This window comes from Mesorhizobium sp. M0802 (genome assembly GCF_040320115.1).
Lineage (GTDB): Bacteria > Pseudomonadota > Alphaproteobacteria > Rhizobiales > Rhizobiaceae > Mesorhizobium.
Genome location: NZ_JAMYOY010000018.1, coordinates 65,576 through 80,991, shown reverse-complemented (window position 1 = coordinate 80,991; position 15,416 = coordinate 65,576). Strand labels below are relative to the sequence as shown.

Annotated in this window: 14 protein-coding genes; 4 read left to right on the top strand and 10 right to left on the bottom strand. The window is 64.2% G+C overall.

The genetic code is table 11. The annotated features are described in order from the left end of the window. Positions 1-68 precede the first annotated feature (68 nt). Both NKI10_RS23355 and NKI10_RS23350 read left to right on the top strand, forming a co-directional pair. Complete coding sequence (locus NKI10_RS23355; RefSeq protein WP_352862109.1) at positions 69-1,607, top strand: sugar ABC transporter ATP-binding protein; 1,539 nt, start codon at positions 69-71, stop codon at positions 1,605-1,607. 26 nt (positions 1,608-1,633) lie between these two features. After that, positions 1,634-2,620 carry an ABC transporter permease gene (locus NKI10_RS23350; protein ID WP_352862108.1) on the top strand — a complete coding sequence of 329 codons (987 nt, stop codon included), beginning with the start codon at positions 1,634-1,636 and terminating at the stop codon, positions 2,618-2,620. Between the two features lie 2 nt (positions 2,621-2,622). On the opposite strand, the gene phnN is transcribed toward NKI10_RS23350, so the two are convergent. The 9 genes from phnN to NKI10_RS23305 form a co-directional block, all read right to left on the bottom strand. Then, positions 2,623-3,252 carry a phosphonate metabolism protein/1,5-bisphosphokinase (PRPP-forming) PhnN gene (phnN, locus tag NKI10_RS23345; protein ID WP_023744939.1) on the bottom strand — a complete coding sequence of 210 codons (630 nt, stop codon included), beginning with the start codon at positions 3,250-3,252 and terminating at the stop codon, positions 2,623-2,625. Further along, the gene (locus NKI10_RS23340; RefSeq protein WP_352510634.1) at positions 3,249-4,403 is read right to left on the bottom strand and encodes an alpha-D-ribose 1-methylphosphonate 5-triphosphate diphosphatase; all 1,155 of its coding nucleotides are present in this window, start codon (positions 4,401-4,403) and stop codon (positions 3,249-3,251) included. The genes phnN and NKI10_RS23340 overlap by 4 nt, the downstream gene beginning before the upstream one ends. 34 nt (positions 4,404-4,437) lie before the next feature. Next, positions 4,438-5,145: a DUF1045 domain-containing protein gene (locus NKI10_RS23335; RefSeq protein ID WP_023741265.1), complete on the bottom strand. Its 708-nt coding sequence runs from the start codon at positions 5,143-5,145 to the stop codon at positions 4,438-4,440. A 254-nt stretch (positions 5,146-5,399) separates the two neighbouring features. Continuing rightward, on the bottom strand, positions 5,400-6,212 hold the full coding sequence (gene iolB / locus NKI10_RS23330) for a 5-deoxy-glucuronate isomerase (RefSeq protein WP_352862107.1): 813 nt from the start codon (positions 6,210-6,212) through the stop codon (positions 5,400-5,402). Positions 6,213-6,404: 192 nt separating this feature from the next. Further along, positions 6,405-6,653, bottom strand: a complete 249-nt coding sequence (locus NKI10_RS23325; RefSeq protein WP_023672345.1) for a hypothetical protein — start codon at positions 6,651-6,653, stop codon at positions 6,405-6,407. Between the two features lie 9 nt (positions 6,654-6,662). Then, positions 6,663-7,580, bottom strand: a complete 918-nt coding sequence (gene iolE, locus NKI10_RS23320; protein WP_352862106.1) for a myo-inosose-2 dehydratase — start codon at positions 7,578-7,580, stop codon at positions 6,663-6,665. Between the two features lie 146 nt (positions 7,581-7,726). Beyond that, complete coding sequence (gene iolD, locus NKI10_RS23315; protein WP_352862105.1) at positions 7,727-9,577, bottom strand: 3D-(3,5/4)-trihydroxycyclohexane-1,2-dione acylhydrolase (decyclizing); 1,851 nt, start codon at positions 9,575-9,577, stop codon at positions 7,727-7,729. A 33-nt stretch (positions 9,578-9,610) separates the two neighbouring features. Then, positions 9,611-11,545: a bifunctional 5-dehydro-2-deoxygluconokinase/5-dehydro-2-deoxyphosphogluconate aldolase gene (locus tag NKI10_RS23310; protein ID WP_023703745.1), complete on the bottom strand. Its 1,935-nt coding sequence runs from the start codon at positions 11,543-11,545 to the stop codon at positions 9,611-9,613. A 152-nt stretch (positions 11,546-11,697) separates the two neighbouring features. Next, complete coding sequence (locus NKI10_RS23305) at positions 11,698-12,543, bottom strand: MurR/RpiR family transcriptional regulator (RefSeq protein ID WP_023703746.1); 846 nt, start codon at positions 12,541-12,543, stop codon at positions 11,698-11,700. Positions 12,544-12,756: 213 nt separating this feature from the next. On the opposite strand from NKI10_RS23305, the gene NKI10_RS23300 reads away from it, so the two are divergent. Further along, positions 12,757-13,866, top strand: coding sequence for a Gfo/Idh/MocA family protein (locus tag NKI10_RS23300; protein WP_352653231.1), 1,110 nt, complete (start codon positions 12,757-12,759; stop codon positions 13,864-13,866). Between the two features lie 11 nt (positions 13,867-13,877). Here the strand turns inward: NKI10_RS23300 and NKI10_RS23295 are convergent, their stop codons facing one another. Beyond that, entirely contained in the window at positions 13,878-14,576 is a 699-nt protein-coding gene (locus tag NKI10_RS23295; protein WP_023687404.1) for a helix-turn-helix transcriptional regulator, read from the bottom strand. Positions 14,577-14,702: 126 nt separating this feature from the next. On the opposite strand from NKI10_RS23295, the gene NKI10_RS23290 reads away from it, so the two are divergent. Then, positions 14,703-15,338: a LysE family translocator gene (locus NKI10_RS23290; RefSeq protein ID WP_023672340.1), complete on the top strand. Its 636-nt coding sequence runs from the start codon at positions 14,703-14,705 to the stop codon at positions 15,336-15,338. Positions 15,339-15,416: the final 78 nt, after the last annotated feature.

Genomic DNA, 15,416 nt, shown 5'->3' with positions numbered 1-15,416 from the left:
ACGGGCTGGCCAAGGCCCGTCAGTCTGTAGCCCACCGGCTGCTGGCAAGCCTGATCAAATATGGCGTGATGAATTATTCCGACCCATCCATCGTCGCAACCACCCCGTTCCTCGGCCTTGAGAACGTGCGCAAGACCTATCCGGGCGTGGTGGCGCTGGACGGCTTTTCCATGGAAGTCAGGCCGGGCGAGGTGATCGGCCTGGTCGGCGAAAACGGCGCCGGCAAATCGACCTTGATGAAGATCCTCGGCGGCGTCACCAGGCCGGACAGCGGCGCCATCACCGTCGACGGCGTTGCGCATGACGGGCTCACCGTCGAAGGCAGCCTGGGGTCGGGCATCGCCTTCGTGCACCAGGAACTCAACCTGTTCGAAAACCTCGATGTTGCCGCCAATATCTTCTTCGGCCGCGAGCCGTTGCGCGGCGGGCCGCTGAGATTGGTCGACCGCGCCAAGCTGCGCGAAATGGTGGCGCCACTGCTGAAGCGCGTCGGCGCCAATTTCTCCGCCGATACGCCGGTTGCCTCGCTGTCGCTGGCGCAGCAGCAGATGGTCGAGATCGCCAAGGCGCTGTCGATCAAGGCGCGGCTGGTGATCCTCGACGAGCCGACATCGAGCCTGCCACTCGCCGAAACCGACAAGCTGCTCGACGTCATCAAGGCGCTGAAGGCCGATGGCATAAGCGTCATCTTCATTTCGCACCGGCTGCATGAGGTCGAGCGCGTCGCCGACCGCGTCGTGGTGCTGCGCGACGGCATGCTGGCCGGCACCTTGCCGAAGAGCGCCATCAACCACGACCAGATGGTCAAGCTGATGATCGGCCGCATGCTGAAGGAGCGCGAGAAGGCGTCCGAGGCGGCTCGGGCGCCGGGCGCCACTGCGCTCTCGGCCAAAGCCATCCGCACCCCCGCCTACCCTGCCCGGCCGGTCGACCTCGACATCAGGCGCGGCGAAATCCTCGGCCTTGCCGGTCTTGTCGGTTCCGGCCGCACCGAACTGGCGCGGGTGTTCTTCGGCATCGACGGCACGCTTGGCGGCACGCTCGAACTCGACGGCAAGCCGCTTGCGCTGGGTTCGGCGGCGGATGCGGTCGGGCATGGCATTTTTCTGGTTCCGGAAGACCGCAAGCTGACCGGCATCCTGCTTGACCTGTCGATCGCGCAGAACATCTCGCTGCCCAACTTGCCGGCGCATGCGAAGCGCCAGCTGGTATCGGCAAGTGCGGAGACCGTTACCGCCGAGAAGCAGAAGAGCAATCTCGGCATCAAGGCGCCGTCGGTGCAGACGCGCACCGGCACGCTGTCGGGCGGCAACCAGCAAAAGGTGGTGCTGGGCAAATGGCTGGCGATGAACCCGAAGGTGATGATCCTCGATGAGCCTACGCGCGGCATCGACATCGGCGCCAAGGCCGAGATTTACGGGCTGATGCGGGCGCTGGCCGATGCCGGCGTCGCCGTGCTGATGATCTCCAGCGACATGGAGGAGGTGATCGGCGTGTCCGACCGCATCGCCGTCATGCATGAGGGCCAGATCTCGGGCATTCTCGACAAGGAACACTTCAGCCAGGAAAACGTGCTGTTGCTGGCGGTCGGCAAGCCGGCAAACTAGCCGGTCGGCGCATTGGGGAGAAGACGATGAGCAAAAAAGATCTCGGCCTGCTGATCCTGATCCTGGTGGTCGGCGCCGTGGTGACCGCCATCAACCCGCGCTTCCTGCTGCCGATCAACCTCGCCAACACCTCGAACCTGATCGGCCTGTTCGGGATTCTCGCCATCGGCCAGGCCTTCGTCATCATCACCGGCGGCATCGAATTGTCGGTGGGGTCGCTGGTGGCGCTGCTCGGCACGATGTTCATCGATTTCATCGCTGTGCGCGACATGCCATGGCCGGTGGCGCTGCCGCTGATCCTGGTGCTGGGCGGCATCATCGGGCTGGCGCATGGCTGGCTGATCACAAGGCTGAAATTGCAGCCCTTCGTGGTGACGCTGTGCGGCCTTTTGATCTATCGCGGGGTCGCCCGTTTCTATACCGCCGACGGCACCGCCGGCTTCGCCTTCGGCCAGAATTTTCCCGAGCTCGAATTCCTCACCGCGGGCCGCAGCTATGGCGTGCCCAACAGCTTCATCGCACTGATCGTCATTTCGACCGTCATGTGGGTGGTGCTGCACCGCTCGGTGTTCGGACGCTACCTCTATGCCATCGGCAAGAACGAAGAGGCGGCTAAATATTCGGGCATCCGCACCGGCCGCGTCGTGATGGCCGCCTATGTCATCTGCGGCGTTCTGACGGCGCTGTCGGCGATCTATTTCGCCATGTACACGCGCTCGATCTCGCCGGCCAGCCATGGCCAGTTCTACGAACTCTACGCCATTGCCGCGGCCGTGCTCGGCGGCTTCTCGCTGCGCGGTGGCGAAGGCTCGCTGGTTGGCGTCATCCTGGGCACCGTGCTGCTGCAGGAGTTGCAGAACCTGGTCAATCTGCTCGGCATCCCGTCCTCGCTCAACTTCGCGGTGATGGGCGGCGTGATCCTGATCGGCGTGCTGGTCGACCAGCAATGGGGCGTGTTCCGCGCAAGGCGGCTGATGCTCGATGCCAGCCGCAAGACTGTCGCGGCCGAGTAGCGCTACATCACGCCGGAGATATCCGAGAAGGCCATCGCCTTGCGCAGCACCTCGGCGAAGCGTTCTCCGGCGGCTTCGCGCTGGCCGCCGTTGTCGATGGAGGTAACACCGGGTCCGGACAAAGCGACATTGGCGCTGCGGGCGAGCCGAGCCAGCACTTCGCCGCGCGATTCGCGGCCGCGCTGGGCGAGACGCTCGGCGAGGATTTCCGGCGAAGCGGTGATCTCGACGACAGCCAGATTGGCATAGCGCTCCCGCAGCACCGGGATGACTGCGCGCGAGACATTGGCCACGGCGACATGGCCATTGGCTATCGACCAGTCGACATCGGCCGGGATGCCATAGCGCAGGCCGTGCGCCTCCCAGGAAATGGCGAAAGCGCCGTCGGCCTGGGCCTCGGCAAAGGCGGCGTCGGCCAGCGTGTCGTGATCCTCGCTTGCGGCGTCGCTCGGCCTGGTGATGACCCGGCGGACGAACTCCAGCCTCGTCTCGTCGGCAAACAAGGTGCGGGCATAGCCGATTACCGTATCCTTGCCGGCGCCGCTCGGGCCGACGACGGCGACAAACACGCCGTTGCGGAGCGGAAAGGCCTCGCTGCTGAGTTCGCGCTCGATCGACGCCGAGACCATCAGGCGACCCGGCGCCCTTGGCGCCAGACGGTGCGCACGACCGGCACATGGTCGTCGACGCGCACACGCACCAGATCGGCGCGGCGGCCCTGTTCGATGACGCCGCGGTCGTCGAGGCCGATCGCCTCGGCCGGATTCTTCGACACCATCGCAACCGCCTGCGGCAGGGAAATGCCCTCGACGACGTCGCCGAGGAAGAAGGCCGACTGGATCAGGCTGAAGGGAATGTAGTCGGACGACAATATGTCGAGCAGGCCGTCGCCGGCCAGCGTGCGGGCCGAGACATTGCCCGAATGCGAGGAGCCGCGCATGACGTTGGGCGCGCCCATCAGTACGCCGAGCCCGGCATCCTTCGAGGCCTTGGCGGCTTCCAGCGTGGTCGGGAATTCCGCGACGCGCACGCCCTGCTCGATCGCCTCGTCGACATGGCCTGATGTGGCGTCGTCATGGCTCGCCAGCACAATGCCCCGCTCGTTGCAGGCGGCTGATATCGCCACCCGGTTCGGTCCCGAATTCTTCGCCGATTCCGACATCCGCTTTTCGCAGAACAATTGGAAGTCGCGATCGGTCAATTTCAGCTTGCGCTGATAGTAATGGGCGTAGGTCTCGAGATTGACGAACTGACGCTGTCCCGGCGCATGGTCCATCAGCGAGGCCAGCTTGACCCGCTCGTCGCCATCGAAATTGGCGAAAGCCCGCAAGCAATCCGGCGCCGAGACCTCGCAGCGCAGGTGCAGGAAATGGTCGGCCCGCAACCGGTCTTTCGCGACGCTGTCCTCGATCGCGCCGGCGAGCTTGCGGATGTCGTCGGAGGTAATATCCGCGTCCTCGTCCATGCCGACACGCAACGCGTCGAGGACGGTGGTGATGCCGGCGGTGGCCACCTGCGCGTCATGGGCAAGGACGGCGGCGATCGGGTTCCAGCGCACTTTCGGGCGCGGCGCATAGTGGCCTTCGAGATGGTCAGTGTGCAGCTCGACCAGGCCGGGAATGATGTAGTCGCCGCCCATGTCCTCGCCGCCCATGCTCCCGCCGGTGTGGCCGGTGCCGGCGTCGACGCCGGAGATAAAACCGTCGCGCAGCACGAGCGACCCTTCGACGATCTCGTCGGCAAGCACGATGCGGGCGTTGTGGAGAACAGTTTCGGCGGTCATTCAGGCGGTCCCTCGTTACTCGGACGAATTGCGGTCAGGCGGTTTTTCGGGCAGCGCGGCGGCCGAGCGCATGATGCGAAAGCACCATGAACGGAGCGCCCGGTTCGGTTTCGACGAACAGCGTCAGCGCATCCACCAGCACCGGCTGCTGCAGCACATCGGCGAACAGGCTGTCAATTGCCGCGCGCAGACGTTGGCTTTCCTGCGGCCCGGCCCGGCCGGACAGCGTCATGTGGAAGCGAAAGGTCTCGAACACGTAGGGATAACCCCACTGACAGAGATTGCGGAACTCGGCCGGCTTCAGCGAATCCGGGCTGCGCCGTTCGATTTCCGCTTCGGTGAGCGGCGCGCGAAAACGGTCGAAGCTAAGCACGACATCATCGGCGAAACGGTTGAGCGGCGGCAGCGGGCCTTCCGGCACCAAAGCGAAGAAACCATCGATCTGGCTGACGACCAGGCGCGGGATGGTGACGGTCGGTGTTGCTTCGGCAAAGGCGTCCAGCGCCGCGCGCAGCGAGCTTTCGGTTTCGTTGGCGGCCAACCGGAAGGGCGCTTTCAGCGTCGCATGAAAACCGTAGCGCCGCGCCGATGCGGTGTGAAAGGCGACTTCGGCCGCCGACAGCTCGCCCACCGCCTCGACCGGCCTGGTGGCGGCGCCAAAGGGATCGCGGCCCAGCCAGTTGGCGGCGATCCGCGCCAACGGCTCGTCCTGCCTCGGGGTGAAATAGATGGCGTAGCGCATCGAAAATCCTCCTTAAAGCGCGCCGAAACCGAACCGATGGCGCGACGCGCTTTAAGTCTTTAATTTGCTGCATGTCGTCATCCCAAAAAAGCTGCGCACTTTTGGGCGACATGCACTAGCCCGCTGCCATAAGTGATTTCCATGACGGATTGACGAAGCTTATGCGGGTTTTCGAAGGCAAATCGACCCCATGGATCGTTAGCCGACGATTTTTTCCTGCTGGACCAACAGCATCCGCCGCAAGCGAAGGCCGATCAGGCCTTCATCAGCCACTCGTGCTCGGGCGCATTGTGGAACTTCCACGTCCGCTTCGGCCCGGCCATGACGTTGAGGTAATAGAGGTCGTAGCCGTGGCAGGCGGCGCAGGGGTGATAGCCCTTGGGCACCAGCACGACATCGCCGTCCTCGATCGCCATGGCTTCGTCCAGCTCGCGGGCGCCGGTCTTGTCGGCGTCGGTGTAGACGCGCTGGAAGGCGAAGCCCTGCGGCGGATTGAGGCGGTGGTAGTAGGTTTCCTCAAGATAGGATTCGGCAGGCAGATTGTCCTGGTCGTGCTTGTGCGGCGGGTAGCTCGATGTGTGGCCGCCGGGCGTGATGACCTCGACCACCAGCAGCGAGTCGGCCGGCTTACCCTCAGGCAATATGTTGGTGACGTAGCGGGTGTTGGTGCCTTTGCCACGCACTTCCTGACCGAGGTCGTCCGGGACGATGACGCGAACGGGCAAGCCGCCGCCCAGGCCCGGCGCCGAGCAGACCGCGAGCTCGAGATCGGTGTCGGCGGTGACCGACCAATCCGACCCCTCAGGAATATAGACCGACCACGGCTTGCCCTCGAAGGGCGACATGCGCTCGCCGAGCAGGCCAAGTTCCCGGCCGCCGGCCTTGGCCGTGCCCTTGCCGGTGACGAACACCAGGCAGACTTCGCGACCGCCCGTCTTACCCGAGGCGTTTTCGCCGGGCTTCAAACGGTGCAGGTCGAAGCCGACATAGGTCCAGCCGGCGCTGTTGGGCGTGACATGCGCGACGCGGCCATGGCCCTTGTCGGCTTTGACGAGCAGTTTCGACATGTTTTGTCTCTCCTATCGCATGTCTTCGAGGTCGGCCTCTCAACTTCGTCATCCTAGGGCGAAGCAGGAGCGAAGCTCCGTCGCGAAGACCCTAGGATGACGAAGCGAGGGACGTTCCGGCCAATCACCGACGTAGGCGATACGCCAGGTGTCCAGTGTCCGACCCGCAAGCCCTTCCGAGCCACGGCCGCTTCATTCCTTCGGTTCGGCGTCCGCCTTCGCTTCGCCGGTCTTCGGTCGATCAGGCGCAGCCTTGCTCTCCTCCACCGGCTTGTAAAGATAGAAGAACTGCCAGACGGCGTAGGCGGCAAAGCCGAGCGCAATGATGCCCCAGAATGGGGTGCCGGAGGCGAATTCTATTCCGGCCCAGATCACGCAGACGGCGACGACGGCAACGCGCCGCCACAGCGGCCGGAAGAACGGGTGCTCGTAATCCTTCATCGGATCGCCTCAGGCATTGGGAAAACCCTGCGTTTCCACCGTGTAGCCGGCCGCCGTCATCACCCGCATCAATTCCTTGTGGCCGACCTGCGCCATCTTGAGCGGCGGGTTCTTCTTCGGGTCCTGCTCGGCCTCGACGACGAACCAGCCTTCATAGCCATGGTCGGCGAAGCGCTGCACGATGGCGCCGAAATCGAGCGAACCGTCGCCAGGCACCGTGAAGGCACCGAGCGCCACGGCGTCGAGAAAGGACTGCTTTGTGCGGTCGAGCCCGTCGATCACGCCCATGCGCACATCCTTCACATGGACATGGCTGATCCGCTTGTGGTGGTTGTCGATGGCGCGCAGCACGTCGCCACCGGCAAAGGCGAGATGCCCTGCATCGAGCAGCAACGGAATGCCTTCGCCGGAATGGCGCATGAAGGCATCGAGCTCCGGCTCGGTCTCGACCACTGCCGCCATGTGATGGTGATAGGACAGCGGCATGCGTTGCTCGGCGCACCATTCGCCGAATTCGGTGAGGCGCCTGGCATAGGCCCTCATCTCGTCGTTGGACAATTTCGGCTTGGTGGCGAGAGGCCTGGAGCGATCACCCTGGATCGAGCGGCCGACCTCGCCATAGACGATGCAAGGCGCATTCACCGCCTTGAACAGGTCGATCATCGGCTGGATGCGATCCTTGTTCTTGCCCATGTCCTCATCGACCAGCGTGCCTGAGAACCAGCCGCCGCACAGCGTCACGTCGGCCTTTTTCAGGATCGGCAGCATGATTTCGGGGTCGTTTGGGAAACGCCGGCCCATTTCCATGCCGGTGAAGCCGGCAGAGCGCGACTGGCGCAGGCACTCTTCCAGCGAGACGTCGTCGCTGAGTTCGGCAAGATCATCGTTCCACCACGCAATGGGGGACATGCCCAGTTTGGCTTTCAAGTTTTAGCTCCGGTTTCTTGTTCACCCTCCCGTTGTGGGGAGGGTCGCTGCGAAGCAGCGAGGTGGGGTGCGGCGCCAGCCCCCCACCCGGACCTTCGGTCCGACCTCCCCACAAGGGGGAGGTAGGGGGCAGCGCTGACTTAGCATCAATCGCCAATAGTCTGCATCTGCCGCTTTTCGTCATAGGCCTTGCGGGCTGCGTTGACCTGCGGCCGTGCGGAGACTTCCGGCACCGCGACATCCCACCAATGGCCGCCGGCATCGGTGGAAATCAGCGGGTCGGTGTCGATGACCAGCACGGTGGTGCGGTCGTTCGTTTTCGACTTTTGCAGCGCGGTCTCCAGGCCGGTGATCGACGGCACCTTCTCGGCAATAGCGCCCATGCTGGCCGCATGCGCCGCGAAGTCGATGTCGGGCAAGATCTCGTGGCGCGCGTCCTTCAGGAGGTTGTTGAAGTTGGCGCCGCCGGTGGCCATCTGCAGCCGGTTGATGCAGCCATAACCCCTGTTGTCGAGCACCACGATGGTCAGCTTCAGGCCAAGCATCACCGACGTGGCGATTTCGGAATTCATCATGAGGTAGGAGCCGTCCCCGACCATTACGACGACCTCCTGGTCGGGCTTGGCCATCTTGGCGCCGAGCCCGCCGGCAATCTCGTAGCCCATGGTCGAGAAGCCATATTCGCCATGGTACGAGCCGGGCGCGCCCGCCTGCCAGAGTTTATGCAGTTCGCCCGGCAGGCCCCCCGACGCATTCAGCAAGGTCACGCCGGACCCCAGCGCGCGCTGCACGGCGCCGATCACCTGCGCATCCGAGGGGAAGGCGGCGTTGGTCGACGCCGTCACCTTGGAGGCTTCGGCCTGCCAGGCCTTCTTGCCCCGGGTCGCATTGTCGGTCCATGTCGCCGGTGCTTTCCAGCCCCCCAGCGCCGCACCGAGTTCGACAAGCCCTTCGGCCGCGTCGGCGACCAGCGGCAGCGCACGATGCTTGCCGGCATCGAAAGGCTGCACGTTGAGTCCGATGATGGTCTTGCCGGAATTCTTGAACAGCGCCCATGAGCCGGTGGTGAAATCCTGCAGGCGGGTGCCGATCGCCAGCACGACATCGGCCTCTTCCGCCAGCCGGTTGGCCGCGGACGTGCCGGTGACGCCGACTGCCGCCATGTTGAGCGGATGTGTGTCGGGCAGCGAGGATTTGCCGCCTTGCGTCTCGCAGACCGGAATGCCGGCGCTCTCGGCCAATTTCGCCAGTTCATCCGAAGCCTGCGAATACAGCACGCCGCCGCCGGCGATGATCAGCGGTTTTTTCGCACCCTTCAGCGCGGTGACCGCCGCCGCCAATTCATGCCGGTCCGGACGCGGCCGGCGCTGGTGCCAGACGCGCTCGGCGAAAAAGCTCTCGGGATAGTCATAGGCCTCGGCCTGCACGTCCTGGCAGAGCGACAGCGTCACCGGGCCGCATTCCGCGGGATCGGTCAGCACCTGCATGGTCCGCCCCAATGCCGGGATGATCTGCTCGGGACGGGTGATGCGGTCGAAATAGCGCGACACCGGACGGAAGCAGTCATTGACCGTCGCGGTGCCGTCGGAAAAGTCCTCGGCCTGCTGCAGCACCGGATCGGGGATGCGGTTGGCGAAGACATCGCCCGGCAAAAACAGGACGGGCAACCTGTTTACGTGGGCGAGCGCCGCCGCCGTCACCATGTTGAGCGCACCGGGGCCGATCGAAGAGGTCGCGGCCATGAAGCGGCGGCGGAAATTGGCCTTGCCATAGGCGATCGCCGCATGCGCCATCGCCTGCTCATTGTGGGCGCGGAAGGTCGGCAATTCGTCGCGCAGCTGGTACAGCGCCTCGCCGATGCCGGCGACATTGCCGTGACCGAAGATCGCCCACACACCGCCGAAGATGGGCACTCTTCTGCCGTCGATCTCGGTCATCTGCTTGCTCAGAAAGCGGGTCAGCGCCTGCGCCATGGTCAGGCGGATTGTCTTGCTCATGGTGTTTTCCTCCGCAGTCCTCTTGCCGCGCCTTTATGCTGCTTTACGGCCACGCGCGGCAAGCCACGCTTCGGTCAACTGTTCGAAGCGCGCGGCCATGTCGGCGATAGCCTCGTCATCCGTCATCTTGCCGGCCAGCCATTGTTCCGCGGCGTGGACGAAGATGGTGCGGCCGACGGCAAAGCCCTTGACGATCGGCGCCTTGGCGGTGGCGGCAAAGGCCGCTTCCAGTTCGTCCTGCGGCGCTTCGAGACCCAGCAGCACGACGCCGCGGCACCACGGATCATGCTTCAGAATCACCGCTTCGATCTTGGCCCAGGCGCCGGCCGACGCCTGCGGCTCGAGCTTCCACCAGTCCGGCTTGATGCCAAGCGCATAGAGTTCTTCCAGGGCGCGCGGGATCGTCGTGTCATCGAGCTTGCCGTGCTTGCCGGCGATGATCTCGACCAGAAGCTCCCGGCCGACCTTCCGCGCGGCTTCGAACAGCGAGCGCAGCTTCTGCTGCTGCTCTTCCTTGAGCGCTGCCGGATCGTCGGGGTGATAGAAGCACAGGCATTTGATGCAGTGGTCGACCGGCCATTCCACCAGTTGCGAGCCGATGTCCTGCGAGAACTCGAAGCGCAGCGGCCGGGAGCCCGGCAGTTCGACGGGACGGCCGAGCCAGGCAAAGGGGTGGCGGGCGAACTCGAACATCGCCTCGCGACCGTGCTTCTCGTCGATCAGCATGCCATAGCCGTCGCGGCCGGCGGCGACTTTCGCCGCGGCCTTGACCGCCAGCACCTTGAAATCGCGGATGCGCGCCGGATCGGCGCCGGTCTTTGCCGCGACGTCCTCGAGCTGCACACGGTGGTCGCAGGCGAGCGCCATCATCGAGGGGATATCGCGGCGGCGGGTCGTCGCCCAATGGATGTGGTTGATCGCCTCGTCCTTGCGCAGAGCGAGATGCTTGCTGCCGTTCTTGAGGAAGAACTGCAATTCCTCGAAGGTCGGATATTCCGGCGCGCAGAGCAGCCGCGACACGGCGAAGGCGCCGCAGGCATTGGCCCAGGTCGCCGCTGTCGCATGATCTTCGCCACCCAGCCAGCCGCGCAGGAAACCGGACATGAAGGCATCGCCCGCGCCCAGCACATTATAGATCTCGATCGGAAAGCCCTTGCCGACGATACCGTCTTCCAGATCGTCGCTGATCGGCCCGTCATAGACGATGCAGCCCATGGCGCCGCGCTTCAGTACGATGGTTGCCTTGGACAGCGCGCGGATCGTCTTCAGCGCGCTCAGGCAATCGTCGGCGCCCGAGGCGATCATGATCTCTTCCTCGGTGCCGACGATGAGGTCGCAATCGGGCAGCACCGTCTTCAGCTGGGCCGAGACGCGGTCGGATTTGACATAGCGCTCAAAACCCTCGGCATGGCCTGCGAGTCCCCAGAGGTTGGGGCGGTAGTCGATGTCGAACACCACCTTGCCGCCCCTGGCCTTGATGATGCGGATCGCCTTGCGCTGGGCGGCGTCGCTGTTGGGTCGGGAAAAATGCGTGCCGGTGACGACGATGGAACGGGCCGAGGCGATGAAGGCTTCATCGATGTCTTCTTCGGCGAGCGCCATGTCGGCGCAGTCGCTGCGATAAAAGATCATCGGCGAGACGCCTTCGCTCTCGACCGAAAGCAGCACCAGAGCCGTCAGCCGTTCCTTGTCGGTCTTCAGCCCGTCGACATTGACGCCTTCGCGCCGCAGCTGCTCGCGGATGAAGCGGCCCATCTGCTCGTCGCCGACGCGGGTGAGCAGCGCCGATCGCAGGCCTAGTCTCGCCGTGCCAACCGAGATGTTGGCCGGGCAGCCGCCGACCGATTTGGCAAAGGAGGTGATGTCCTCCAGCCGCGAGCCGATCTGCTGGCCGTAAAGGTCGACGGAAGCGCGACCGATGGTGATGACATCGAGCGTCGCCTGTTTGGCGTCCACGGCTTCGCTCATTGGAACCTCCCGTCGGTCTTGTTGTCTTGAGCAACGTAGTTGGGGGACACGCGCGAGCGGCAGCGTGGCGCCGGGAATATGAAATAATAATTCCAATCCATAGTCAATATGGAATGAGCATTCCTCCGCGAATTCGAGCGCCGGGCGCCGGCCTAGGCCTTACGCTTCTTGCCCGTGCTGCGCCGCTTCTCGCCGACGCCGACGGTGAGCGCCATGGCCAGCGCCATGGTGGCCGACAGCGAGCGGAAGCCGGCAAAATCGGCCTCGGCAACCTCGAACCAGACCTTGGCGAACTGCGCTAGTGGCGAAAACGAACTGTCGGTGATGGCGATGATCGGCACGCCCTGTTCGGAAATGGTGCGGGCCTCCTCGATGGTGGCCGGCGCATAGGGCGAGAAACTGATGGCAATGACGGCGTCCGCCGGGGTGGCGAAGGCGACCATCTCGGCATTGAGGCCGGCGGCGGATTCGATCAGCTGGTTGCGGATCTTCAGTTTGCCCAAGGCATAGGCAATGTAGCTCGCCACCGGGTAGGAGCGGCGCTTGGCCAGGACATAGATGGTCTCGGCCTTGGCCAGCAGCGAGATCGCGTCTTCCAGATGCGCCTCGTCCAGCGAGCGCGAAATGTCGTTGAGCGAAGTGCTGGCGGCGGCGACGAAGCCGTCGAAGATGGCTCGGTGTCCAGCACCCGCATCGGCCTTGGCGCGCAGCGCCTGCAGGCGTTCGTCATAAGAGGAATTGCGCTCGCGCAGCCGCTCGCGAAACACCTGCTGCAGGCTGGTGAAGCCGTCAAAGCCTAGTTGCTGGGCAAAGCGGATCAAGGTGGACGGCTGCACGCCCGCCGAAGCGGCGATGCTGGCGGCGGTGCCGAAGGCGATGTCATCGGGATTGTCGAGCGCATAGGCGGCGATCTGGGCGATGCGCTTGGGCAAGGTTTCACGGCGATCGAGGATCGTGGCGCGCAGCGTCTCGAAGTCGCGAGGTACCCGTTCGTCCATCGTCGCCCCGTCCAAGCTCATCTAGAGCATGATGCCGAAAAGTGTGCAGCGGTTTTCGGACGACATCATGCTCTCTTTAACTCAAGTGACGTCCTCTCTGCCCCATCATAGCGAGCCTGCGCAAGAAGGCCATAAAAAATGAGGCAGACATTCCATTCGGAGAAGAAATGGACTAATTCATCCATCGATCGCTTTAGGTATTGGGAGAAAGAAATGGTCGGCGTTGGTCTTATCGGCACGGGTTTCATGGGCAAATGCCACGCCATTGCGTGGAGCGCCGTCGGCGCCGTCTTTCCCGATGTCGCCAAGCCGAAGCTGGTCCATCTTGGCGAGGTCAACGAGGAGCTGGCCAAGCGTAAGGCCGGCGAGTTCGGCTTCGCCAAGGCGTCGGGCGACTGGCGTGCCGTCGTCAACGACCCCGAGGTCGATATCGTCTCGCTGACCACGCCCAATCAGTTCCATCCGGAGATGGCCATCGCCGTCCTCGAAGCCGGCAAGCATCTGTGGTGCGAGAAGCCGATGGCGCCGAGCTTTGCCGAAGCAGCGGCGATGGCGGCCGCTGCCAGGAAATCCGGCAAGGTCGCAGCCCTTGGCTACAACTACATACAGAGCCCGGCCATCCGCCACATCGGCGCGCTGCTCGAGGAAAAGATCATCGGCGAGGTCAACCATCTGCGCATCGAGATGGACGAGGACTTCATGGCCGACCCGGAAGCGCTGTTCTTCTGGAAGCACGAGGCTGCTTCCGGCTATGGCGCGCTCGACGATTTCGCCGTGCATCCGCTGTCGCTGGTCTCGACACTGTTCGGCCGCGTCGCAAAAGTCATCTGCGACATGGCCAAGCCCTATGCCGACCGCAAGCTGGCCGGCGGCGGCCGCCGTGCGGTGGAGACCTACGACATCGCCAGCGTTTTGATGCATCTGGAAAACGGCATTGCCGGCACGCTGCTGGTCAACCGCTCGGCCTGGGGCCGCAAGGGCCGCATCGCCATACAGATTTTCGGCTCCAAAGGATCGATCCTGTTCGACCAGGAGCGGATGAACGAAATCCAGCTCTACGTCACCGCCGATCGCCCGACCGAACAGGGCTACCGCACCATATTGGTGGCGCCGCACCACAAGCCTTACGACGCCTTCCTCCCGGCGCCGGGCCATGGGCTCGGTTTCAACGACCTCAAGATCATCGAGTGCCACGAATTGCTGACGCGGCTTGCCGGCAAGCCGGCACGGGTCATCGAATTTGCCGAAGGGCTGGAGATCGAGCGCACCGTGCACGCGATGGCGAGGTCGTTCGAGGAAAAGCGCTGGGTGGATGTGCGGTAAACCCGCTCGCTTCAGCCGCCAGCGACAGCGTTCGCCTCCCAGCCACTGACCCAGACCTGGCGCAGGCGATCGCCTTCGCCTTTGAAGCGCAGCCCGGTCGCTCGGCAATCGGCGATGCGGTCGCTGCGGAAATTGCGGATCGCCTGGCGCAGTTCACACCAGGCGACGATGTTGGCGGTTTCTGAATAGTAGATCAGCGCGATCGGACGGATCAGCCGCTCGGAGGCGCGGCCGATTTCGTCGCGATAGGACAGGTCGAGCTTTTCCTCGTCGCGGATGGCGCGGCGCACAAGCGCCAGATCGATGGTGCCGATTGCCGGTGCTGCGAACCCCCAGACATGCAGTGCGTTGGCGTCGAACGCCTGGCGCAACGGCGGCGGCACGGCGCCGGCGATCTTGGCGCTGACGCGCTTGGCCGCCTGCTTGAGTTCGCTGTCTCCCGTGCGCTCCAGCAGGGCGAGCGACAGGACGATCGCTTCCATCTCCTCGATCGAAAACATCAGCGGCGGCAGGTCGAAGCCGGGACGCAATATGTAGCCGATACCGCGCCCGCCTTCGATCGGCACGCGCATTGCCTGCAGTGCGGCGATGTCGCGATAGATCGAACGCATCGTGACTTCCAGCTGCCCGGCGATCATGGCTGCCGTCACCGGCTGCCGCGCCAGCCGCAGGATCTGGATGATCTCGAACAGCCGCGACGCCTTGCGCATTTCCTCTCCCTGATGAACGCTACTGACACATCCCCGTCAGTTGGGATGATTTATTGGACTGCCTATCGGGTTGAAAATCAACAAATTCCTCCACGGCACCCCAGCAGGAAGCGACAAGCAACTGACATGAGCTACGCGGAAAATCTCTGGCTGTTCTTTATCCTGCTGTCCGGCATCATCATCGTGCCCGGCATGGACATGCTGTTCGTGCTGGCCAATGCGCTCACCGGCGGCCGCGACCGGGGCCTCGCCGCCACCGGTGGCATCATGGTCGGCGGCATCGTGCACACGCTGAACGGCGCCATCGGCGTCGGCCTGCTGATGCATTTCGTACCGATCCTGTACAAGCCGCTGCTGATAGCCGGCGCCGCCTACATGGCCTTCATCGGCATCTCGCTGATGCGCAGTTCCATCACCGTCGGCCACGACGGGCCCGCCGGCAGCCGTACGGCCTGGAAGGCCTTTCGCCAGGGACTGGTGACCTGCCTGATCAACCCGAAGGCCTATCTCTTCATATTTGCCGTCTATCCGCAGTTCCTGAAGCCGGATTACGGCCCGATCTGGATGCAGGCGACGGTCATGGGCTTGCTGACGATGCTGACGCAGGCCGCCATCTATGGCGGGCTCGCCATCACCGCCGGCCGCAGCCGCAATCTGCTGGTGGCCAATCCGCGGGCGACCGCTTTTGCGGGCCGGGCGGCCGGACTGCTGCTGTTTGCGGTCTCGGTGTTTACGGCATGGGAAGGGTTGAGGGCAGCGTGATCCCGATCAAGCGATGACGCCCCGTATCTTCGTCTCGGCGCTGCGCTTGCGGATCACTGTCCCGGTCTTTTCGTCGTC

What these genes read in the sequence shown, in the direction of transcription:
- NKI10_RS23335 (WP_023741265.1), bottom strand. Translation starts at nt 5,145, where the DNA reads ATGCGCTACGCCATCTATTTCACCCCGAGGCAGGACGAGCCGTTGGCG.
- iolD (WP_352862105.1), bottom strand. Translation starts at nt 9,577, where the DNA reads ATGAGCAAGACAATCCGCCTGACCATGGCGCAGGCGCTGACCCGCTTT.
- NKI10_RS23290 (WP_023672340.1), top strand. Translation starts at nt 14,703, where the DNA reads ATGAGCTACGCGGAAAATCTCTGGCTGTTCTTTATCCTGCTGTCCGGC.
- NKI10_RS23300 (WP_352653231.1), top strand. Translation starts at nt 12,757, where the DNA reads ATGGTCGGCGTTGGTCTTATCGGCACGGGTTTCATGGGCAAATGCCAC.
- NKI10_RS23305 (WP_023703746.1), bottom strand. Translation starts at nt 12,543, where the DNA reads ATGGACGAACGGGTACCTCGCGACTTCGAGACGCTGCGCGCCACGATC.
- NKI10_RS23310 (WP_023703745.1), bottom strand. Translation starts at nt 11,545, where the DNA reads ATGAGCGAAGCCGTGGACGCCAAACAGGCGACGCTCGATGTCATCACC.
- NKI10_RS23295 (WP_023687404.1), bottom strand. Translation starts at nt 14,576, where the DNA reads ATGCGCAAGGCGTCGCGGCTGTTCGAGATCATCCAGATCCTGCGGCTG.
- NKI10_RS23355 (WP_352862109.1), top strand. Translation starts at nt 69, where the DNA reads ATGAATTATTCCGACCCATCCATCGTCGCAACCACCCCGTTCCTCGGC.
- NKI10_RS23325 (WP_023672345.1), bottom strand. Translation starts at nt 6,653, where the DNA reads ATGAAGGATTACGAGCACCCGTTCTTCCGGCCGCTGTGGCGGCGCGTT.
- NKI10_RS23350 (WP_352862108.1), top strand. Translation starts at nt 1,634, where the DNA reads ATGAGCAAAAAAGATCTCGGCCTGCTGATCCTGATCCTGGTGGTCGGC.
- iolB (WP_352862107.1), bottom strand. Translation starts at nt 6,212, where the DNA reads ATGTCGAAACTGCTCGTCAAAGCCGACAAGGGCCATGGCCGCGTCGCG.
- NKI10_RS23340 (WP_352510634.1), bottom strand. Translation starts at nt 4,403, where the DNA reads ATGACCGCCGAAACTGTTCTCCACAACGCCCGCATCGTGCTTGCCGAC.